This is a genomic window from Variovorax sp. WDL1 (genome assembly GCF_001541225.1).
Taxonomy (GTDB): Bacteria; Pseudomonadota; Gammaproteobacteria; order Burkholderiales; family Burkholderiaceae_C; genus Variovorax.
The window spans coordinates 60342-79805 of record NZ_LMTS01000049.1 but is presented as its reverse complement, the minus strand read 5'-3'; the positions used below and the strand labels follow the sequence as shown (position 1 = coordinate 79805).

Sequence of the window (19464 nt, the reverse complement as noted above, 5' to 3'; positions counted from 1 at the left end):
AGTTTCATCGATATGGCGAACGACTTTCTCTTCACTTCCGAATCGGTCTCCGAAGGCCATCCCGACAAGGTCGCGGACCAGATCTCGGATGCCATCCTCGACGCGATCTTCGCCCAGGACCCGCGCAGCCGCGTGGCCGCCGAGACGCTGACCAACACCGGCCTGGTGGTGCTCGCCGGCGAGATCACGACCAATGCCCACGTCGACTACATCCAGGTCGCGCGGGACACCATCAAGCGCATCGGCTACGACAACACCGAATACGGCATCGACTACAAGGGCTGCGCGGTCATGGTCTGCTACGACAAGCAGTCCAACGACATCGCGCAGGGCGTGGACCACGCGAGCGACGATCACCTCAACACCGGCGCCGGCGACCAGGGCCTGATGTTCGGCTACGCCTGCGACGAGACGCCCGAGCTGATGCCCGCGCCGATCTACTACGCCCATCGCCTCGTGGAGCGCCAGGCACAGCTGCGCAAGGACGGCCGCCTGCCCTTCCTTCGCCCGGACGCCAAGAGCCAGGTCACGATGCGCTACGTCGACGGCAAGCCGCACAGCATCGACACCGTCGTGCTATCCACCCAGCACCATCCGGACCAGAGCGAGACGCCGACCAGGATGAAGGCCTCGTTCAACGAAGCGATCATCGAGGAGATCATCAAGCCGGTGCTGCCCAAGGAGTGGCTCAAGGAAACCAAGTACCTGATCAACCCGACCGGCCGCTTCGTCATCGGCGGCCCCCAGGGCGACTGCGGCCTGACGGGCCGCAAGATCATCGTCGACACCTATGGCGGTGCATGCCCGCACGGCGGCGGCGCCTTCTCGGGCAAGGACCCGAGCAAGGTGGACCGCTCGGCCGCCTACGCGGCGCGCTACGTGGCCAAGAACATCGTGGCCGCCGGCCTGGCGCGCCAATGCCAGATCCAGGTGGCTTACGCGATCGGCGTGGCGCGCCCGATGAACGTGACGGTCTACACCGAAGGCACCGGCGTGATCCCGGACGAGAAGCTCGCGGAGCTGGTGCAGGAGCATTTCGACCTGCGCCCCAAGGGCATCATCCAGATGCTGGACCTGCTGCGCCCGATCTACGGCAAGACCGCGGCCTACGGCCACTTCGGCCGTGAAGAGCCCGAGTTCACCTGGGAAGACACGAGCAAGGCAGCGGCGCTGCGAGCCGCCGCCGGGCGCTAAGGGCCCCGGCCCTTCAGCGGGCTAGGCACCATCGCCCTGCAGCAGGCCGCGCACCTCCTCGTCGCTGGTCTGCCCGAAGTTCTCGTACCAGATGCCCACGGCGCGGAACGGCTCCGGCGCGTGGACGCAGACCACCTCGTCGGCCACCGTTTCGAGCAGTTGGACGGCCTCCCTCGACCCCACGGGGACCGCCACCACGATGCGCTGCGCGTGCATCGCGCGCACCGCAAGCACGGCCGCATGCATGCTGGCGCCGGTGGCGAGGCCATCGTCGACCAGGAGGACGACGCGCCCGGCCAGTGCCAGCGGCGCACGCTCGCCACGGTAGAGCCGCTCGCGGCGCGCCAGTTCGGCCTGCTCGCGTGCGATCACCTGCTCGACCTCGGCATCGGACACCGGCCACATCCGCGCGACATCGGACATTACGCGCACGCCCCCGGGCCCGATCGCGCCCATCGCGAGCTCCTCCTGCCCCGGCAAGCCGAGCTTGCGCACTACCAGCACGTCGAGCGGTGCCTGCAGCGCCCGGGCGACTTCCCAGGCCACCGGCACACCGCCGCGCGGCAGCGCCAGCACCACCAGATCAGGCTGGCCGCGCCACTTGCCCAGTGCGCTCGCGAGCACCCGGCCCGCATCGTGTCGATCCTTGAATTCCATCTGCGCTCCTCAGCTTTGGCAGCGGGAAATCAGAAACGATACGCCGCTCCGATGCCAACCGTCCAGTTGCGCCCCAGGGCGGGCTCGAAGTAGCGGGCATTGCCTTCGTTGACGATCACCGACCCGACATAGCGCCGATCGAAGAGGTTGTCGACCCGCGCGAAGGCGTTGAGATCCCAGCGCTCCCAGCGCTTCACGTACCCTGCGTAGAGAGAGGCCACCGCATAGCCCGGCGCGCGGGCGTTGTTGCGGTCGTTGGCGGCGATGCGGCTGAGTGCGCGCAGCTCGGCGCCGGCGCGCCAGCCCTCGGGCGGCACCCAGCCGAAGGAGGCAAAGAGCGCGTGCTCGGCGATGCCCGGGATGCGGTTGCCGGCGGGCACCGTGCTGCCCGCACTGCAGGGCGAAGGCGAGCAGAACCCATCGCGGTAGCGCGCGTCGAGCCAGGTGTAGGCCAGCTGCGTGCGCCAGTGGTTCAGGGTCTCGTGCTGCCACGAGAGTTCGAAGCCATCGCGCTTCGTGCGCCCGGCGTTCTGGAAGGTGGCGCGGCCACCGACGTTGGTGCTGGTCACGATCTCGTCGCGCGTGCGGGTCTGGAACAGGGCCGCGGTCAGCAGCCCACCTGCGAGGCGCGCCTTGGCGCCCACCTCCACGCTGGTGTTGACCGAAGGCTGCAGCCCGAAACTGAGCCCGCCGATGCCATCGGCGCGGTAGGACAGTTCGTTGAGCGTCGGCGTCTCGAAGCCACGGCCGGCCGAGGCGTAGAGCGCCAGGTCAGGCGTGACCTGGTAGCGCAGCGAGGCCACAGGCAGGGTCTTGCCGTAGCGCGCGCTGCCGCTGTCGTCGCGGTTGGGGCCGAGGATGTAGAGGTCGTGCGAAGAAAAGCGGACGTTGCTGCGGCGCACGCCGGCTTCCAGCGTCCAGCGGTCGCTCAAGCGCCAGTTGACCTGCACATAGGGATCGAGATTGCGCACCTCGTTGCGCTCGTCACGTCGCAGCCGGCCCTGCACGCCGAGCGCCAGCGGGGCCGCCGCGCGCCCGAAGAAGTTCTCGAAGCCGCGGCGCTTCTCTCGCAGGTTGTCGTACGCCAGGCCGGCGACCAGGTCGAAGGGTCGGTCGGCCAGCTGCAGGTTGGCACTCCAGCGCAGGTCGACGCCGCCGTAATCGCGCGCCAGGTCGATCACGCCGCCGGCATGCAACGGGTTCAGTTGCGCGGAAGGGGGGATCGACTGGAACTGCACGGTGCTGCGCTGCCCGCCGTAGACCATCAAGCGCAGCGCGTTGCGCGCATCGATGCGGCGCTCGTACGTGAGGCCCAGCTGCTGCTGGTCCACCGTCTTGCGCGTGTCGAAGAGAGTCGCCAGCCCGGCGCCGCGCGGGTTGAGCGCGTATTGCTCGGCCGACAGGCCCAACGGGTCCTGGGCATGGACATGCACGCTGTTGAAGACCACGGTGAGCTTGCTGCCGTCGTCCAGGCGAAAGCCCAGCTTGCCGTTCTGGATCTCGCGGTCTGCCGCGCTGTGCTCGCGCCAGCCGTCGGTGTGGAAGCGGCTCGCACTCAGGGTGTAGTCGACGGCGCCGGCCGAACCGCTCAGCTTGCTGCCGGCGCGCCAGGTGCCGAAGCTGCCGCCGGCCACCGAGAAGCCCAGTGTGGGCGGCCCCTCCCCTTCCTCGGTGAAGGCCTGCACCACGCCGCCGGACGAATTGCCGTAGAGCGCCGAGAAGGGCCCGCGCAGGATTTCGACGCGGCCGGCGGAGCCGATGTCGATGTTGGAGGTCTGGCCCTGGCCGTCGGGGAGCGTGGCCGGGACGCCGTCCACGTAGAGGCGCACGCCGCGCACGCCGAAGGTGGAGCGCGCGCCGAAGCCGCGGATGGACAACTGCAAGTCCTGCGCGTAGTTCTGTCGGTTCTGGACCTGCAGCCCCGGCACCGGGCCCAGGCTCTCGGAAAGGTTCACCCCCAGCCGCGCATCGCGCATCTCGCTGCCCTCGACTCGGTCGACGGAGCCGGGCACGTCGAAAGGCCGTACTTCGCCGCGCGGAGTGGACACGGTGATCTCGGGCAGCGTGGGCGAAGGCGTAGCCTCCTGCGCCTGGACGGCACAGGAGGCGGCGGCGAGCAGGCCGGCCATGGCGAGGCGTGATGTCATCGCGGCGATTCTGCGGCCAGCCGCCGTGCCGCCGTGGCGGGCAAGACCCTATGGCGCCGGGTGCGCCCTTGAAATTAGAAGCCTCCGCGCGGGCGCCGCCAGCCGTACCAGAAGCCCACCCCCGTCGGAATGCCGAGTGCGACCCAGGCGACCGCATCGCCCAGTCCGCCGTCGCTGAAAAGCGCCGACACCAGGCCGACGGAAGTGAGCACGCCCAGCACGACCGGCCAGCCCCACAGGTGCCAGAAACCTTGGCGTGGCCTCGTCATGAGCCCGCCTTGGCCGTGACAGTCGGCCGCGACATGGGGGCCGGCGGGGCGCTCTGGCCCGAGCTCTCGGACTTTGTGGTGGGCACCGCCTTGCCGCGCTTGAGCCACAGGTAGAGGCCACTGCCCAGTACGACGATGGTGGCGATGTCCAGCAGCGCCCAGAGAATCTGCATCGGCATGCCGCCGTAGTCACCGAAGTGCAGCGGCTGCGAGACCAGCAGGGCCGTGAGATACCAGGGGAGCTTCGGGCTCGCGGTCATTTCGTTGCTCCGGGCATCCACCAGCACCGGCTGCAGCAGGCGCGAGGTGAAGGGCTCGTTGCCGCGCAGGAAGACCGTGTTGTGGTGCGGGCTCGAGAACGCCGTGCCCGGAAAGGCGATGAACGAGACCTTCATCCCCGGCGCACGCTCGAGCGCGACCTCCAGCGAACGCTGCACCGAGCCGCGCTCGGCCTTGGGCGTCTCGGGCTGGCCCTTGTAGGGCGCGAGCAGCGCGCTGAGCTGGTCGTACTGCCAGTACTTGATCACCAGGTCGGCCCAGGTGTTGATCATGCCGGTGGCGCCCACGGTGAAGGCCCACACCAGCGTGACGATGCCCAGAAGGTTGTGCAGGTCCAGCCACTTGAGGCGCGGCCGGCGCTCGCGCCGCACGGTGCCGAAGTCGAGCTTGCGCATGAACGGCGCATACAACACCACGCCGCTGACGATGGCCACCAGCAGCAGCAGGCCCATGAAGCCCAGGAACAGCTTGCCGGGCAGCCCGGCGAAGAGGTCCACGTGGAGCTTGAACATCACCCACATGAAGCCTTCGTCGAACTTGGGCTGCGCCAGCACCTGGGCGGTGCGCGCGTCGATCGCGACCGACTTGAAGTCGTCGGTAGGCGCGGGCGTGGGCGTGAGCGTGACGAACCAGAGGCCGTCGTCGTCCTCGGGCTGCGAGACGAACTGCACCACGCGATCGGGATGCAGCGCATGCGCCGTCGCGATCACGCGGTCCAGGCTGGCGCGCGGCGTGCCGGGTGCCATCTTCGGCGCCTCGACCTCGGTGCCCAGCAGGTGGCCGATCTCGTGGTGGAAGATCAGCGGCAGCCCGGTGATGCACAGGAGCAGCATGAAGACGGTGCAGACCAGGCTGCTCCACTTGTGCACCCAGGCCCAGGTCTTGATTCGTCTGGTGTTCATCGCGGAGGTATTCCTCGGGACTAGAAGCGGTACGTGGCGCTGGCCACGATGTTGCGGCGCGTGCCCCACCAGCAATCGCCGCGCGACAGGCAGGTGCTGAAGTACTCCTTGTCCGTAGCGTTGTTGATGTTCAGCGCATAGCGCCAGCTGGCAGTCTCGTAGGCGAACACCAGGTCCAGCAGCGTGACGCTGGGGATGCGCGGGCCGTAGCCGCCGAAGGACACGTCGCGGAACGCGCCCATGTGCCGTACGCCGGCGCCGGCGGAGAAGCCGGGCACGCCTGCGATGGCGAAGCGGTACTTGGCCCACACGGCGGCCTGGTGCCGCGGCACGCCCTCGAGCTGCTCGTCGAGGTCGGTGTAGTTGTAGTGCGCCGTGACGTCGAGGTTGGGCGTGATGGAGCCCTTGGCCTCGAGCTCGACGCCACGGGTCTTGGTCTGCCCCAACTGCCGATAGACGTTCGGCAGCGGCTGCGAGATCTGGTTCTTCTCGCGCAGGTCATAAGCGGCAGCGCTGAAGGCGAGGCTGCGGCCGGCGGGCTCGTACTTGACCCCGACCTCCCACTGCTCGCCGCGCAGCGGCGTGAACACGTGGCCCATCCGTGGCGATTGCGGCGTAAAGGATTCGGCGTAGCTCACGTACGGCGACCAGCCCGCGGGAAAGGCGTAGAGCACACCTAGGCGCTTGGTGGTCGCGCTGTCCCGCGCATCCTCGCTGCCCTCGGCGCCCGAGACGACGCGGTCGTGCCGCAGGCCGGCGATGAAGTTCCAGTTGCCCAGCTTGATCTGGTCCTGCAGGTAGACGCCGGTTGCGCGCTGCTTCGTACGCGGCATCGCGACGCGCTCGGGCTCCTGGCGGAAACCGTAGAGCGGCGCATAGGCGTCGATGTCGCTGTACGTGCTGGCGCCCCTGACGTTCTCGCGCTGGCGCGAGTAGTCGGCGCCGACCAGCAGCGTGTGCTTGAGCGCGCCGGTCTCGAAGTGGCTCTCGAGATGGTTGTCGAGCGTGTCGATGCGGTTTCGCGTGAGGTAGCTGTCGAGGACGCGGCCCAGGCGGCGCTTGGAGACCGGGTCCAGGCCCCACCCCCCCGTGATCGAAAAAAAGTCGCCGTAGTGGTAGCTGTTGTCGTTCTCGTTTTGCGCGTGGCGGAAGTTCTGGCGGAAGGTGAAGCGGTCGTTGAACCTGTGCTCGAAGAGCCAGCCGAAGGTCTTGCGCTCGCTGTCGTAGTAGTCGCCGGGTTCGCCGATGAAGCGGCTGAGGGGCAGGCGGCCGTTCGGATTCGGCAGGATCGTGCCCTCCCACGGCAAGAACTGCGAGGTCGTGCCGCTCTTGTCCTTTTGGTAGAGCCCCTGCAGCGTGAGCGAGGTGGCCGCGCTCGGACGCCAGGTCAGCGAGGGCGCGATCAACCGGCGGTCGTCCGGCACGAAATCGACTTGCGTATCGGCTTCGCGCGCGACCGCGATCAGGCGGTACGACCACTGGCCGTCGGCGGTCAACGGACCGGTCAGGTCGGCCTGGAGCTGGCGGCGGTTCCAGCTGCCGAGTTGCACGCCGATCTCGCGCTGCGTCTCCTGCAGCGGCCGCTTGCTCACCATGTTGACGATGCCGGCCGCCGTGCCCGACCCGAACAGCATCCCCGATGGCCCGCGCAGCACCTCGAGGCGCTCCAGCGTGTAGGGCTCGGTGCGGGTGGTGCTGGTGTAGTACCCGTAGGCCTGTCGCAGGCCGTCGAGGAAGACATCCGGGTAGGCGCCGCGCACGCGGACCGAGTCGGTGCGCGCATCCAGGCCATAGGCGTCCGAGCGCACGCCGGCCGCGTAGGTGAGCGCGTCCTGCAGGTTGGTAGCGCCCTGGTCGACGATCTGGTCACGCGTGATCACCGTCACCGCCTGCGGCGTCTCGGCCAGCGGTGTGTCGGTCTTGGTCGCGGTGACGGCGTTCTTCGCACGGTAGCCGATTACAGGCGTGGTGGCGGTTTCTACCTCGGCGTGCGCATCGACGCGCACCTCGGGCAGGGCGCCGCCGCTGGTCGTTTGCGCAAACACCGGCGATGAAGCTGAAATGGCCATGTACCCCGCCAGAAGCGATGCGGCCCTCGGCCGCTTGAAAAAGCTGGAAATCAAGTCCTCGTCCCGCGAATAGTGTTGAGAGTGATTCGCATTCTATTGTCGATTGTTCTACTTGGAAACCATTTGCCCCCGGCGCGCTGCGGCTTTGCGGTGCTGCCAATGGACAGGAAACGTTCCTGAGCTTGGCGCTCAATCGCACATCGGACCATCGATTGCCTCGGCATCAACTCGCAGAAGAGCACGTGGGCGGCGACATTCCAGGGCTCGAGCTGGGCACATCGCAATGCGAACGGCAGCGCCTTGGCAGCATCGCGTGACGGTTGCGGCCGTTCAGGGTCAGGTGAAACCGATGCACCGACTACCCTTGAAAGCGTCAGAATTGCGCTTATCATTAGCACTCGCTAAAGAGGAGTGCTAACAACACCCCGCTTCCAGCGGCCAGGCAGGCAGCTATCCAGCCGCCGCCCAGAACGAACCCCGTTTCTTATCCAGGAGATGCAATGAAACTTCGTCCTTTGCACGATCGCGTGATCGTCAAGCGCATTGAAAGCGAAACCAAGACCGCCTCGGGCATCGTGATTCCCGACAACGCCGCCGAGAAGCCCGACCAGGGCGAAGTCCTGGCCGTCGGACCTGGCAAGAAGAACGACAAGGGCGACCTGATCGCCCTGAACATCAAGGTCGGCGACCGCGTGCTGTTCGGCAAGTACAGCGGCCAGACCGTCAAGGTCGACGGCGACGAGCTGCTGGTCATGAAGGAAGACGACCTGTTTGCGGTCGTCGAGAAGTAATCACCCCTTTTTCCTGAATTCGGAGATATCTCATGGCAGCAAAAGACGTAGTCTTCGGCGGCGAAGCCCGCGCACGCATGGTCGAAGGCGTGAACATCCTGGCCAACGCGGTCAAGGTGACCCTGGGCCCCAAGGGCCGCAACGTGGTGCTCGAGCGCTCCTTCGGCGCCCCCACCGTGACCAAGGACGGAGTGTCGGTCGCCAAGGAAATCGAGCTCAAGGACAAGCTCCAGAACATGGGCGCCCAGCTCGTGAAGGAAGTGGCCTCCAAGACCTCGGACAACGCCGGTGACGGTACCACCACCGCAACGGTCCTGGCCCAGGCCATCGTGCGCGAAGGCTTCAAGTACGTGGCCGCGGGCATGAACCCGATGGACCTGAAGCGCGGCATCGACAAGGCGGTCACCGCGCTGGTCGAAGAGCTGAAGAAGGCTTCGAAGGCCACCACCACCTCGAAGGAAATCGCCCAGGTCGGCTCGATCTCGGCCAACAGCGACGAGACCATCGGCAAGATCATCGCGGACGCGATGGACAAGGTCGGCAAGGAAGGCGTGATCACCGTCGAGGACGGCAAGTCGCTGGACAGCGAGCTGGAAGTCGTCGAAGGCATGCAGTTCGACCGCGGCTACCTGTCGCCCTACTTCATCAACAACCCCGACAAGCAAAGCGCGATCCTCGAGAACCCGTTCGTGCTGCTGTTCGACAAGAAGATCAGCAACATCCGCGATCTGCTGCCGACGCTGGAGCAAGTCGCCAAGGCCGGCCGTCCGCTGCTGATCATCGCGGAAGAAGTCGAAGGCGAAGCCCTCGCGACCCTGGTGGTCAACACCATCCGCGGCATCCTGAAGGTCGTTGCCGTCAAGGCGCCTGGCTTCGGCGACCGCCGCAAGGCCATGCTGGAAGACATCGCCATCCTGACGGGCGGCAAGGTCATCGCCGAAGAAGTGGGCCTGACGCTCGAGAAGGTGACGCTGGCTGACCTCGGCCAGGCCAAGCGCATCGAGGTGGGCAAGGAAAACACCATCATCATCGACGGCTCTGGCGCCGGTGCCGACATCGAAGCGCGCGTCAAGCAGATCCGCGTGCAGATCGAGGAAGCCACCAGCGACTACGACCGCGAGAAGCTGCAGGAGCGCGTGGCCAAGCTCGCCGGCGGCGTGGCGGTGATCAAGGTTGGCGCTGCCACCGAAGTCGAGATGAAGGAAAAGAAGGCCCGCGTCGAAGACGCCCTGCACGCGACCCGCGCTGCAGTGGAAGAAGGCGTGGTGGCCGGCGGCGGCGTGGCGCTGTTGCGCGCCAAGCAGGCCGTGGGCGACAAGCTCAAGGGCGACAATGCTGACCAAGACGCCGGCATCCGCCTGGTGCTCAAGGCCATCGAAGCGCCGCTGCGCGAGATCGTGTTCAACGCCGGTGGCGAAGCCAGCGTGGTGGTGAACGCGGTGCTGGCCGGCAAGGGCAACTACGGCTTCAATGCGCAGAACGACACCTACGGCGACATGCTCGAGCTGGGCATCCTGGACCCGACCAAGGTGACCCGCACCGCGCTGCAGAACGCCGCCTCGGTGGCCTCGCTGCTGCTGACCACCGAAGCCATGATCGCCGAAGCGCCGAAGGACGAAGCGCCTGCCGGCGGCGGCATGCCCGACATGGGCGGCATGGGTGGCATGGGCGGCATGGGCATGTAAGACGGCCCGGCGCTTCAGCCAACAAAAACCCCGCGGCGCGAGCCGCGGGGTTTTTTCATGGGCTTGGCGAAGCCGCTTCAGGCAGCAGTCGCAAGCGGCGGTACGCCGTATTCGTTGCTCTCGGGCTGGCTCGGCTGGACCATGAAGTACAGCAGGACCAGGCCCACCAGCGGGATCAGCCCCAGCAACAGCCACCAGCCGCTCTTGCCGATGTCGTGCAGGCGGCGCGCGCCGACCGCCAGCAGCGGCAGCAGGAAGGCGAGGATGGCAAGGCCATAAACGACCTCGTGGATAAGGCCGGCGACGATCGCGACGATCACGTAGGCCAGCACGAACCACCAGTACTCGGACCGCGAGGCGCGGCCGCCGAAGTCCACGTATTTGCTGAAGCAAGTCTTGACGGCTTCTTGAAAATTCATCGAACAGCTCCTCTTGATAGTTCCCACGGGAAAGCTCCCGCGGCAATCATAAGGGTCGGCTCTCCCTGAGCTCACTGCTTCAGGCGTGCCGCTCGCGGTCGTCCAGGTCGCGACCTTGCGCTTCATGACGTCGACCCGGCATTCACTCCCTGATCGACTGTTGCATGGCGCTAAAGCTGCGAGCCCAGCAATGCCGCCAGGTGTTCCTGCGCCTTCTCGGACCAGGGTCGATTGCGCCAGGCTTCGAGCGTGACGCGCTTGGCTTGCTTCAGGTCCGCTTCGAATTGCGCCGTCTGCTCGGCGGCGAACGCCGCGTCGTAGATGTTGAGGTTGGCCTCGTCGTTCAGGCGGAAGGAGCGGTTGTCGAAATTGGTCGAGCCGACCGAGACTAGCAGTCCGTCTGCCAGGAAGACCTTGCAATGGAACATGGTGGGCTGGTACTCGCTGATTTCGGCACCGGCCTCCAGCAGTGGGCCCCAGCCCGCGCGAGAGGCGGCGCGCACGGTCTGCGAATCGATGATGGGCCCTGGCGTGATGACGCGTAGACGCACGCCGCGCCGCATGGCTTCGACCAGCGCGCGCACCGTGAGCTCGTCGGGCACGAAATACGCGCTGGACAGGTCGATCGACCTGGTGGCCGCGGCAATCGACAACAGGTACATCAGCTGCATGCTCTCGCTGCCGCCCGACGGCGAACTGCTGAACACCTGGGCGCGCTGCCGGCCCACCTCGGCCAGCGCCGGAAAGTAGATCTCGCCATGCAGCACGTCGCCGGTCGCCTTGACCCAGTTGTCCATGAATACGGCTTGCATCTGGGCCACAACGGGGCCCTCGGCCTTGAAGTGCGAATCGCGCCAGTGCGCCGCATCCTGAGCGTCGCCGGTCCACTCCGGCGCGATGCCCACTCCGCCGGTGAAGCCAATGCGGCCATCGACCACCAGCAGCTTGCGGTGCGTCCTGTTGTTCATCTTTGTCAGGTCGTACCAGCTCGGCTTGTGAAATTTGCGGATCTGGACGCCTGCCGCCTGCATTTCCGTCAGGAACGCCTCGTCGACCTTGGAGCTGCCGACCCAGTCGAGCAGCACGTGAACCTTGACACCTGCGCGCGAGCGTTCGGCCAGGGCGTCGGCGAAGGCCTTGCCGATGTCGCCGGACCAATAGATGTAGGTCTCGAAGGTAATGCTGTGCCGGGCGCCGCGGATGGCCGCCAACATCGACGGAAAGATCCGGTCACCGTTGTGGAGCGCCTCGAAGCGGTTGCCGTCGGTGATGGCAGGGCCCAGCAGGACGCCGAGGGCGCGCTGGTATTGCTCGTCGTGAAGCGCATATTCATGCCGGACCTGCTCCTCGAGCTTCTTCTCGCCGCCAGTGAAGTTGAGCACGATCACGGCGGCCGCGACTGTCAGCACGAAGGTCCACGCAATGAGCTTGATGCGCCGCTTCATGATCGCAGGCGACGTTTCATGTGGAAGTACTTGCGGTTCGCCCTAGCGCAACCGGGCCAGCAGTCCGGCCGTCGAAGCGTCGAGCCCCGCCATGTCGCCGGAGGCGAGGCGCGGCTCGATGTCCTTGGCGAGCACCTTGCCGAGCTCCACGCCCCACTGGTCGAAGCTGTTGATGCCCCACAGCGCGCCGCTGGTGAACACCCGGTGCTCGTACATCGCGAGGAAGGCGCCCAGCGTCTCCGGGTTCAGCTGGTCGAGGACGAAGAAGGTGCTCGGCCGGTTGCCGGGGAAATTGCGGTGCCCGCCGGCGTCCTGCTGGCCCACCATCAGCGCCTGAGCTTGCGCGAGCGCATTGGCCAGCAGCTTGCGATGGTGGCCTTCCAGGTCGTGCGCCGGGTCACGCACGGCGACGAACTCCAGCGGAATCGCGTCCGTGCCCTGGTGCAGCATCTGGAAATACGCGTGCTGCCCGTTGGTGCCGGGCTCGCCCCATAGCACCGGCGAGGTGCCGAAGGGCAACGCGGCGCCGCTCGCATCGACCTGCTTGCCATTGCTCTCCATCTCGAGCTGCTGCAGGTAGGCGGGCAGGCGCTGCAGCGCGCTGTGGTAGGGCGCGATGCTTCGGCTCGTGAAGTGGTGGAAGTTGCGATACCAGACATCGATCAGGCCGAGGCGCACCGGCAGGTTCTGCGCCAGCGGGGCGCTGCGGAAATGCTCGTCCATCGCGTGCGCGCCGGCGAGGAGCCGGCGGAAGCCCTCGGCTCCGATGGCCAGCGCGATCGGCAGTCCGATGGAGGACCACAGCGAATAGCGCCCGCCCACCCAGTCCCAGAAGCCGAAGGTGGTGTCGATGCCGAAGGCACGGGCGGCCTCGACGTTGGTGGTGAGCGCGGCGAAGTGGTGGGCGATGTCGACATTGCCCGACTGCTCGAACCAGCGTTTGGCCGAGTGCGCGTTGGCCATGGTTTCGGCCGTGGTGAAGGTCTTGGAGGCGACCAGGAACAGCGTGTGCTCGGGCGCCAGGCCGCGCAGCACCCCGGCGAGCTCGTGGCCGTCGACGTTCGAGACGAAGTGGAAGCGCTTGCCCGGCGCCACGTAGGCATCGAGGGCGCGCACGACCATCTGGGGCCCGAGGTCCGAGCCGCCGATGCCGATGTTTACCACGTCGGTGATGGTGTGGTCGGTGCGCACCTGCTCGGCGTAGGCCAGCATGGCGTCGAGCGTGGTGTGCACCTGGGCCAGCTCGCTCGCCAGTTCGGGCGGCACGGCTGTCGAGGCCGGCGCGCGCAGCAGCGTGTGGAGCACGGCGCGGTCTTCGGTCGCATTGATGTGCTCGCCGGCGAACATGGCCTCGCGATGTGCCTCGATGCCGGCTTCGCGGGCCAGCGCCAGCAGCAGCGATTCGGTCTTCCCGTCGATCAGGTTCTTGGACAGGTCGGCGAAGATGTGCGGTGCCGGCTGGCTGAAGGCGCCGAAGCGCTGCGGATCGGCGGCAAAAGCCTGGCGCAGGTCGAAATAGCGGCCGGCCGAGTCGTAGTGCGCCTGCAAGCGGCCCCACGCCGAGGTGCGATCGCAACGCGTCCGGACGGCGCTCATTCGATTTCCTCCATCAACTTTTCCAGCTTCACCGCGTCCGCCGCGAAGGCCCGGATGCCCTCCGCCAGCTTCTCGGTGGCCATCGCGTCCTCGTTGAGGGCGAAGCGGAAGGCCGGCTCGTCCAGGACCAGCTTCGGGATGTCGAGTGCTTGCGCGGCATCCGCGTCCAACGCATGCGCCAGCGGCGCCTCGCTGGCGGCGAGCTCGGCCAGCAGCTCGGGGCTGATGGTCAGCAGGTCGCAGCCCGCGAGCGCTGCGATCTGGCCCACGTTTCGGAAGCTGGCGCCCATCACCTCGGTCCGGATGCCGTGCTTCTTGTAGTACTCGAAGATCTGGCGCACCGACCTGACGCCCGGATCGTTGGCGCCCGCGCGGGCCGCTTCGTCCCAGGCGCTGCCGGCCGCCTTCTTGTGCCAGTCGTAGATGCGCCCGACGAAGGGCGAGATCAGCCGCACGCCCGCGGCGCCGCAGGCCACTGCCTGGGCGAAGGAGAACAGCAGCGTGAGGTTGGTGTGGATGCCCTTCTGCTCCAGCTGGCGCGCCGCCTCGATGCCTTCCCAGGTGGCGGCAATCTTGATCAGCAAGCGCTTCCCGGTGTCGATGTCCTCGGCACGGTAGAGCGCCACGATGCGCTCTGCCCGCGCCACGGTGGCGGCAGTGTCGAAGCTCAGCCGGGCATCCACCTCGGTCGAGACCCGGCCGGGAATGAGCGAGAGGATCTCGGTCCCGAAACGCACCAGCAGGCGGTCGATGACCTCGTCGGTGGCGAGGTGACCGTGCTTCTTCACCGCCTCGTCGAGCAGGGGCCGGTACTCGGCCTTCTGCACCGCCTTGAGGATGAGCGAAGGATTGGTGGTCGCATCCTGGGGCTTGAACTGGGCCAGTTGGCGGAAATCGCCGGTATCGGCCACCACGGTGGTCCACTGTCGGAGGGCATCGAGTTGGTTCATGCGGGCATTATCCCGCCGCAAAACTACAGTTCGTGTGGTCCCCGGCTGACGGGCCCCTTCCGGTCCCGGCGCTACGGTTGGACCCTGTCCGATCTGGAGGAATGCTCATGCTCACTCGCCGCTCCCCGCCCACGCCGCCGCAACGCGTGGTTTTCGACGACCGGGTTCACAGTGCGTCCATCGGCACCCTGGCCACGGCCTTCTGCATCGGCGGCGCGCTGACCCTCCTGGCATTCACGACCGCCCGCGCCGCAAGCAACGGGCGCATGGCGGGACCCGCCGATGGGGCGCCGCTGATGCGCGCCCCGTTGCAAGTGGTCGCCCCCGTCGACCTGCAGCGCTATGTCGGCGTGTGGCACGAACAGGCGCGGCTGCCCAATCGCTTCCAGAAAAAGTGCACTGGTGCCGTGACAGCCGAGTACACGCTCCTCGGGGATGGCACCATGCAGGTAATCAACCGTTGCATGCTGGCGGATGGGCGCGTCGACGAGTCGGCCGGCATTGCCCGCCCGGCTCCGGTCGCGGGGCAGCCCGGCGCCGGGCGGCTCGAGGTGAGTTTTGCGCCGGACTGGATGCGATGGCTTCCCCTGACCTGGGGCGACTATTGGATCCTCAAGCTCGATCGTGACTACCAGGTGGCGCTGGTCGGCACCCCCGACCGGCAGTACCTCTGGGTGCTGTCGCGCACACCGCAATTGGACGAGGCGACGCTTCAGGCCGAGCTCGACTACGCACGCTCGCTGGGCTTCGACGTCGACAAGATGGAACGAACCGGCAGGTAGGTCGCCAGCTGCGCTGGGAGCTCGCTCGGTGCCTCGCAGTGGATGGCCTCCCAGCCGAGCGCACGCGCCGCCGCCACGTTGGCAGCCGAGTCGTCGATGAACAGCGTTTGGGACGCCTCGAGGGCATATCGCGAGGCGAGCAACTGAAAGATCTCGCGCTGCGGCTTGATCATGCGAACGTCGCCCGAGAAGATGCCCCCGTCGAACCACCGAAAGAACTCGTGGCGCTGCTCGAGCACGCGCGCATAGGGCGCCGGCATGTTGGACAGGTAATAGAGCCGCAGCGCCTCGCCGGCATCGCGTCTGGCCCGCAGCGCACCCAGCAGTTCGATGGTGACGTCGATAGGTTCGAGGCGCTCGCCCACGGGCGCCAGCGTCGTGTTGAGGCGCTCGACGGGCAGTGACAGGCGCAGCGCCATGCGCCCGATGGCATCTTCCAGGCTGTGCGTGCCGCGGTCGAAGCCCAGCCAGTCCTCGTGATGAAACATCTCGCAGGCCAGCGCATGGGCTGCCTGGGCCGTCGGCGTGTGCGGCGCGACGACCGCGTGCACCAATGACACCGGCTCCCAGCTCAGCAGCACTGCACCAACATCGAACACAACGTTCTTCATGCCTGCTCGTTCAAAGGAAAAATGGCCCTGAGGGACCAGCCCGAAGCTTAAGCGAAGTCGCCGGCGCGACAGCCTCCGCTACCATTCGCCGACGGGCTTCGAGCGCTGAGCGCATCACCACGACAACACGGATTCATTCATGAGTTTTGACCTCGTCCTCTTCGGCGGTACCGGCGACCTCACCTGGCGCAAGCTGATGCCGGCGTTGTTCCAGGCCTTTCGCCACGGCAGCCTTCCCGGGGGCGGGCGCATCATCGGGGTGGCGCGCGACGAGCTGTCCGACGACGGCTACCGCGAGCTGATCCAGTCGCGCTTCGAGGCTGTGGAAGGCGCCAAGCGGCCAACTCCCGAGGAGTTCAAGAAGTTCGCCGCCCTGCTCTACTACCAGCGGATGGACCTGTCCCGGACGGAGGACTACGCGAAGCTCGCAGAGCTGCTCACGCAGCGCGACGCGAGCACGGTCGTGATGTACCTCGCCACCGCCCCGGCCCTGTTCACACAGGTGGTCGAACAGATCGCAGCGGCCGGGCTCAACGGCCCGAAAACCCGCGTGGTGCTGGAGAAGCCGCTGGGGCACGACCTGGCCTCCAACCGCGCCATCAACAAGGCGGTGTGCAAGGTGCTGGCGGAGCACCAGGTGTTCCGCATCGACCACTACCTGGGCAAGCCCTCGGTGCAGAACCTGTTCGCGATGCGCTTCGGCAACGCGCTGTTCGAGCCCATCTGGCGCCGCGAGCACATCGCGAACATCGAGATCACGATCGGCGAAGACCTGGGCGTCGAGAAGCGCGGCGCCTTCTACGACCAGACCGGCGCGCTGCGCGACATGGTGCAGAACCACGCGCTGCAGCTGGTCTGCGCCATCGGCATGGAGCCGCCGATCAACGCGCATGCCGATGCCATCCGCGACGAGAAGCTCAAGGTGCTGCGCGCGCTGAAACCCTGGACGCCGGAAGCCATCGGGCTGCATGCGATCCGCGGACAGTACACCGCCGGCACGGCCTACGGCGAGCGCGTGCAGGGCTACCGCGACGAGCCGGGCGTGGACCCGGAGAGCCGCACCGAGACCTTCGTCGCGCTGCGCACCGAGATCGCGAACTGGCGCTGGGCGGGCGTGCCGCTCTACATCCGCACCGGCAAGCGGCTGGCCTCGCGCGATGCGCATATCGCGGTCAACTTCAAGCCGACGCCCCATGCGATCTTCCGGGCGCCCACCAACGCCTTCAACAAGCTGGTGATCAACCTGCAGCCCAAGGACGGCCTGGAACTGCATATGCTCGCCCAGGCGCAGGACGGTCGCCACCGAAGCAACAACGGCCACCGCTATGCCGGGCCGCAGCTCGCGCCGGTGCAGCTGGATCTCGACTTCGACAAGCGCTTCGGCTCCGAGCGCGTGGGCGCCTACGAGCGCCTGCTGCTCGACGTGATCGACGGCCGGCTCAACCTCTTCGTGCGCAGCGACGAGCAGGAGGAAGCCTGGCGCTGGGTCGAGCCGCTGATCGACAGCTGGGCATCGGACGGCCCCCCGCGCCCCTACGCAGCGGGCACCTGGGGCCCGAGCGCATCGAGCGCGATGATCGCGCGCGATGGGTTCGCCTGGAGCGAAGAGCTGTAAAGGAAGGTCACGCGAAGGACTGCGCGCTCTTCTCGTAGCGGCAGTCCGTCTTCAGATTCGCCCTTCCTCCACGGCGTGGCAAGCCACCTGCACGCCGCGAAGCATCTGCAGCGGCGGCCGCTCGGCCCGGCAGCGAGCGTTGGCATGCGGGCAGCGCGGGTTGAAGGTGCAGCCTGCGGGTGGGTCGAGCGGGTTGGGGACCTCGCCCTGCACCGGCGTGCGCGCCTCGCCGGCGTGCTTCATCTTCGGGATGGCCTCCAGCAGCATGCGGGTGTAGGGGTGCTGCGGCGCCCCGAAGAGCTTCGCCTTGTCGGCCACCTCCACCAGCCGCCCGAGGTACATCACGCCGACCTGGTCGGCGACATGGCGCACCACGGCGAGATTGTGGGAGATGAACAGATAGGTCAGGCCGCGCTCGCGCTGCAGGTCCTTCATGATGTTCAGCACCTGGGCCTGCACGCTGACGTCCAGCGCGGATGTGGGCTCGTCGCACACCAGGAACTCGGGCTGGGTGGCCAGGGCACGCGCGATGGAAATGCGCTGCCGCTGGCCGCCGGAGAACTGGTGGGGATACTTGACCATGTCCAGCGGACTCAGGCCAACGGACTGCAGCAGCTCGCCAACCCGGGCCTTGAGCGCGGGGCCTTCCTTGAGGATCTCGTGCTCGCGCAAGGGTTCGCCCACGATGTCCTCCACCAGCCATCGCGGGTTGAGGCTGGCGTACGGGTCCTGGAAGATCATCTGGATGCGCCGGCGCAGCTTGCGGCCCTCGGCGCTCTTGAACGCGGCATGGGCGTCCACGCCGTCGAAGTGCAAGCCGCCGCGGGTGGGTTCGTACAGGCCCACGAGCAAGCGCGCGACGGTGCTCTTGCCGCAGCCGGATTCGCCGACCAGTGCAAGGGTCTTGCCGCGCTCGATGGAGAAGCTCACGCCATCGACCGCGTGCAGCAGCAGGCGCGGCTTGCGCTCGAGCACGCGGTTGAGCCACGGCGGGGAGACGTCGAAGACCTTGGCGAGGTCCTGGGCGACGACCAGTGGTGAACTCATCGCGAGATCCCGTCGATCGAGGACGTGCTGTGCGCGTCGTGCAGCCAGCAGGCGGCACGTGTCGCGCCGGCGTTGAGCAGATCGGGCCGCTCGACCACGCAGCGGTCGAAAACGCGCGGGCAGCGCGGGTTGTAGGCGCAGCCGCGTGGGATGGCGTTCAGTCGCGGCATGGCGCCGTCGATCTGGTTGAGGCGTTCGCGGTCCATCGTCATGTCCGGGATGGCGGCCATCAGGCCGGAGGTGTAGGGGTGCGCGGGCTGGTGGATCACCTCCTGCACCGGTCCGATCTCGGCGATGCGGCCGGCATACATCACGGCCACGCGGTCGCAGGTCTCGGCAATCACGCCCATGTCGTGGGTGATCAGCATCACCGCCGCGCCGCGCTCCTTGCAGATGCGCTTGAGCAGCGTGATGATCTGCGCCTGGATCGAGACGTCCAGCGCGGTGGTCGGCTCATCCGCGACGATCAGCTTGGGCTCGGCAGCCAGGGCCAAGGCGATGACGACGCGCTGGCGCATACCGCCGGAGAACTGGTGCGGATAGTGGTCGATGCGCTGCGCGGCGCCGGGGATTCCGGTGTCCTGCAGGAGCCCGATGGCGCGCCGGCGCGCCTCCTCCTCGGTCACGGGCAAATGCGTCCGGATGGTCTCGGTCAACTGCCGCCCAATGGTGTAGAGCGGATTCAGCGACGTCAGCGGGTCCTGGAAGATGGCGCCGATCTTGCGCCCGCGGATATGGCGCATGGCCTCGTGGCGCAGGTTGTCGATACGCTGGCCTTCCAGCACGATCTGGCCCGCAGCCACGCGCCCGGGCGGCTCCAGCAGGCCGATGATGGCCGCGCCCGTCAGGGACTTGCCCGCGCCCGACTCACCCACCACGCCCAGGATCTCGCCCGGCGCGATCTCGAAACTGATGTCGTCCAGCGCGCGCAGCGTGCCGCGGCGGTGCGGGAATTCGACGACGAGGTTGCGGACTTGCAGAAGACTCATTCGATATGCTCCGGTCT

Annotated in this window: 17 protein-coding genes; 5 read left to right on the top strand and 12 right to left on the bottom strand. The window is 67.3% G+C overall.

Annotation, left to right across the window (positions count from 1 at the left end; genetic code table 11):
- Positions 1-12 precede the first annotated feature (12 nt).
- The gene (metK, locus tag APY03_RS08220; RefSeq protein WP_068675703.1) at positions 13-1194 is read left to right on the top strand and encodes a methionine adenosyltransferase; all 1182 of its coding nucleotides are present in this window, start codon (positions 13-15) and stop codon (positions 1192-1194) included.
- A gap of 21 nt (positions 1195-1215) precedes the next feature.
- Here the strand turns inward: metK and APY03_RS08215 are convergent, their stop codons facing one another.
- The 5 genes from APY03_RS08215 to APY03_RS08195 all read right to left on the bottom strand — a co-directional run bounded on the left by APY03_RS08215 (position 1216) and on the right by APY03_RS08195 (position 7517).
- The gene (locus APY03_RS08215; protein WP_068675701.1) at positions 1216-1851 is read right to left on the bottom strand and encodes a phosphoribosyltransferase; all 636 of its coding nucleotides are present in this window, start codon (positions 1849-1851) and stop codon (positions 1216-1218) included.
- A 29-nt stretch (positions 1852-1880) separates the two neighbouring features.
- Entirely contained in the window at positions 1881-3998 is a 2118-nt protein-coding gene (locus APY03_RS08210; RefSeq protein WP_068675699.1) for a TonB-dependent receptor family protein, read from the bottom strand.
- 74 nt (positions 3999-4072) lie between these two features.
- Entirely contained in the window at positions 4073-4267 is a 195-nt protein-coding gene (locus APY03_RS08205) for a hypothetical protein (protein ID WP_068675697.1), read from the bottom strand.
- Entirely contained in the window at positions 4264-5448 is a 1185-nt protein-coding gene (locus APY03_RS08200; RefSeq protein ID WP_068675695.1) for a PepSY-associated TM helix domain-containing protein, read from the bottom strand. The genes APY03_RS08205 and APY03_RS08200 overlap by 4 nt, the downstream gene beginning before the upstream one ends.
- Before the next feature lie 20 nt (positions 5449-5468).
- A complete protein-coding gene (locus tag APY03_RS08195) occupies positions 5469-7517 on the bottom strand; it encodes a TonB-dependent siderophore receptor (RefSeq protein WP_068675693.1) in 2049 nt (682 codons plus the stop codon).
- A gap of 500 nt (positions 7518-8017) precedes the next feature.
- Here APY03_RS08195 and groES point away from each other — a divergent pair, with 500 nt between their 5' ends.
- Together groES and groL are read left to right on the top strand one after the other, a co-directional pair.
- Complete coding sequence (gene groES / locus APY03_RS08190; RefSeq protein ID WP_068675691.1) at positions 8018-8308, top strand: co-chaperone GroES; 291 nt, start codon at positions 8018-8020, stop codon at positions 8306-8308.
- 32 nt (positions 8309-8340) lie between these two features.
- Entirely contained in the window at positions 8341-9993 is a 1653-nt protein-coding gene (groL, locus tag APY03_RS08185) for a chaperonin GroEL (RefSeq protein ID WP_068675689.1), read from the top strand.
- A 77-nt stretch (positions 9994-10070) separates the two neighbouring features.
- On the opposite strand, the gene APY03_RS08180 is transcribed toward groL, so the two are convergent.
- From APY03_RS08180 to tal, 4 genes are all read right to left on the bottom strand, one after another.
- Positions 10071-10412 (bottom strand): DUF805 domain-containing protein, encoded by a 342-nt coding sequence (locus APY03_RS08180; protein WP_068675687.1) that lies wholly within the window; start codon positions 10410-10412, stop codon positions 10071-10073.
- A 170-nt stretch (positions 10413-10582) separates the two neighbouring features.
- The gene (locus APY03_RS08175) at positions 10583-11857 is read right to left on the bottom strand and encodes a phospholipase D-like domain-containing protein (RefSeq protein ID WP_068675685.1); all 1275 of its coding nucleotides are present in this window, start codon (positions 11855-11857) and stop codon (positions 10583-10585) included.
- 42 nt (positions 11858-11899) lie between these two features.
- Complete coding sequence (pgi, locus tag APY03_RS08170; RefSeq protein WP_068675683.1) at positions 11900-13453, bottom strand: glucose-6-phosphate isomerase; 1554 nt, start codon at positions 13451-13453, stop codon at positions 11900-11902.
- On the bottom strand, positions 13450-14403 hold the full coding sequence (gene tal / locus APY03_RS08165; protein ID WP_068675681.1) for a transaldolase: 954 nt from the start codon (positions 14401-14403) through the stop codon (positions 13450-13452). The genes pgi and tal overlap by 4 nt, the downstream gene beginning before the upstream one ends.
- Positions 14404-14510: 107 nt before the next feature.
- On the opposite strand from tal, the gene APY03_RS08160 reads away from it, so the two are divergent.
- Entirely contained in the window at positions 14511-15185 is a 675-nt protein-coding gene (locus APY03_RS08160) for a lipocalin family protein (RefSeq protein WP_068675785.1), read from the top strand.
- Here APY03_RS08160 and APY03_RS08155 read toward each other — a convergent pair.
- On the bottom strand, positions 15131-15796 hold the full coding sequence (locus APY03_RS08155; protein ID WP_068675679.1) for an HAD-IA family hydrolase: 666 nt from the start codon (positions 15794-15796) through the stop codon (positions 15131-15133). The genes APY03_RS08160 and APY03_RS08155 overlap by 55 nt on opposite strands.
- Positions 15797-15935: 139 nt before the next feature.
- On the opposite strand from APY03_RS08155, the gene zwf reads away from it, so the two are divergent.
- Entirely contained in the window at positions 15936-17411 is a 1476-nt protein-coding gene (gene zwf / locus APY03_RS08150) for a glucose-6-phosphate dehydrogenase (protein ID WP_068675677.1), read from the top strand.
- A gap of 51 nt (positions 17412-17462) precedes the next feature.
- Here the strand turns inward: zwf and APY03_RS08145 are convergent, their stop codons facing one another.
- Both APY03_RS08145 and APY03_RS08140 read right to left on the bottom strand, forming a co-directional pair.
- The gene (locus tag APY03_RS08145; protein WP_068675675.1) at positions 17463-18458 is read right to left on the bottom strand and encodes an ABC transporter ATP-binding protein; all 996 of its coding nucleotides are present in this window, start codon (positions 18456-18458) and stop codon (positions 17463-17465) included.
- On the bottom strand, positions 18455-19447 hold the full coding sequence (locus tag APY03_RS08140) for an ABC transporter ATP-binding protein (protein ID WP_068675673.1): 993 nt from the start codon (positions 19445-19447) through the stop codon (positions 18455-18457). The genes APY03_RS08145 and APY03_RS08140 overlap by 4 nt, the downstream gene beginning before the upstream one ends.
- Between the last annotated feature and the right edge of the window lie 17 nt (positions 19448-19464).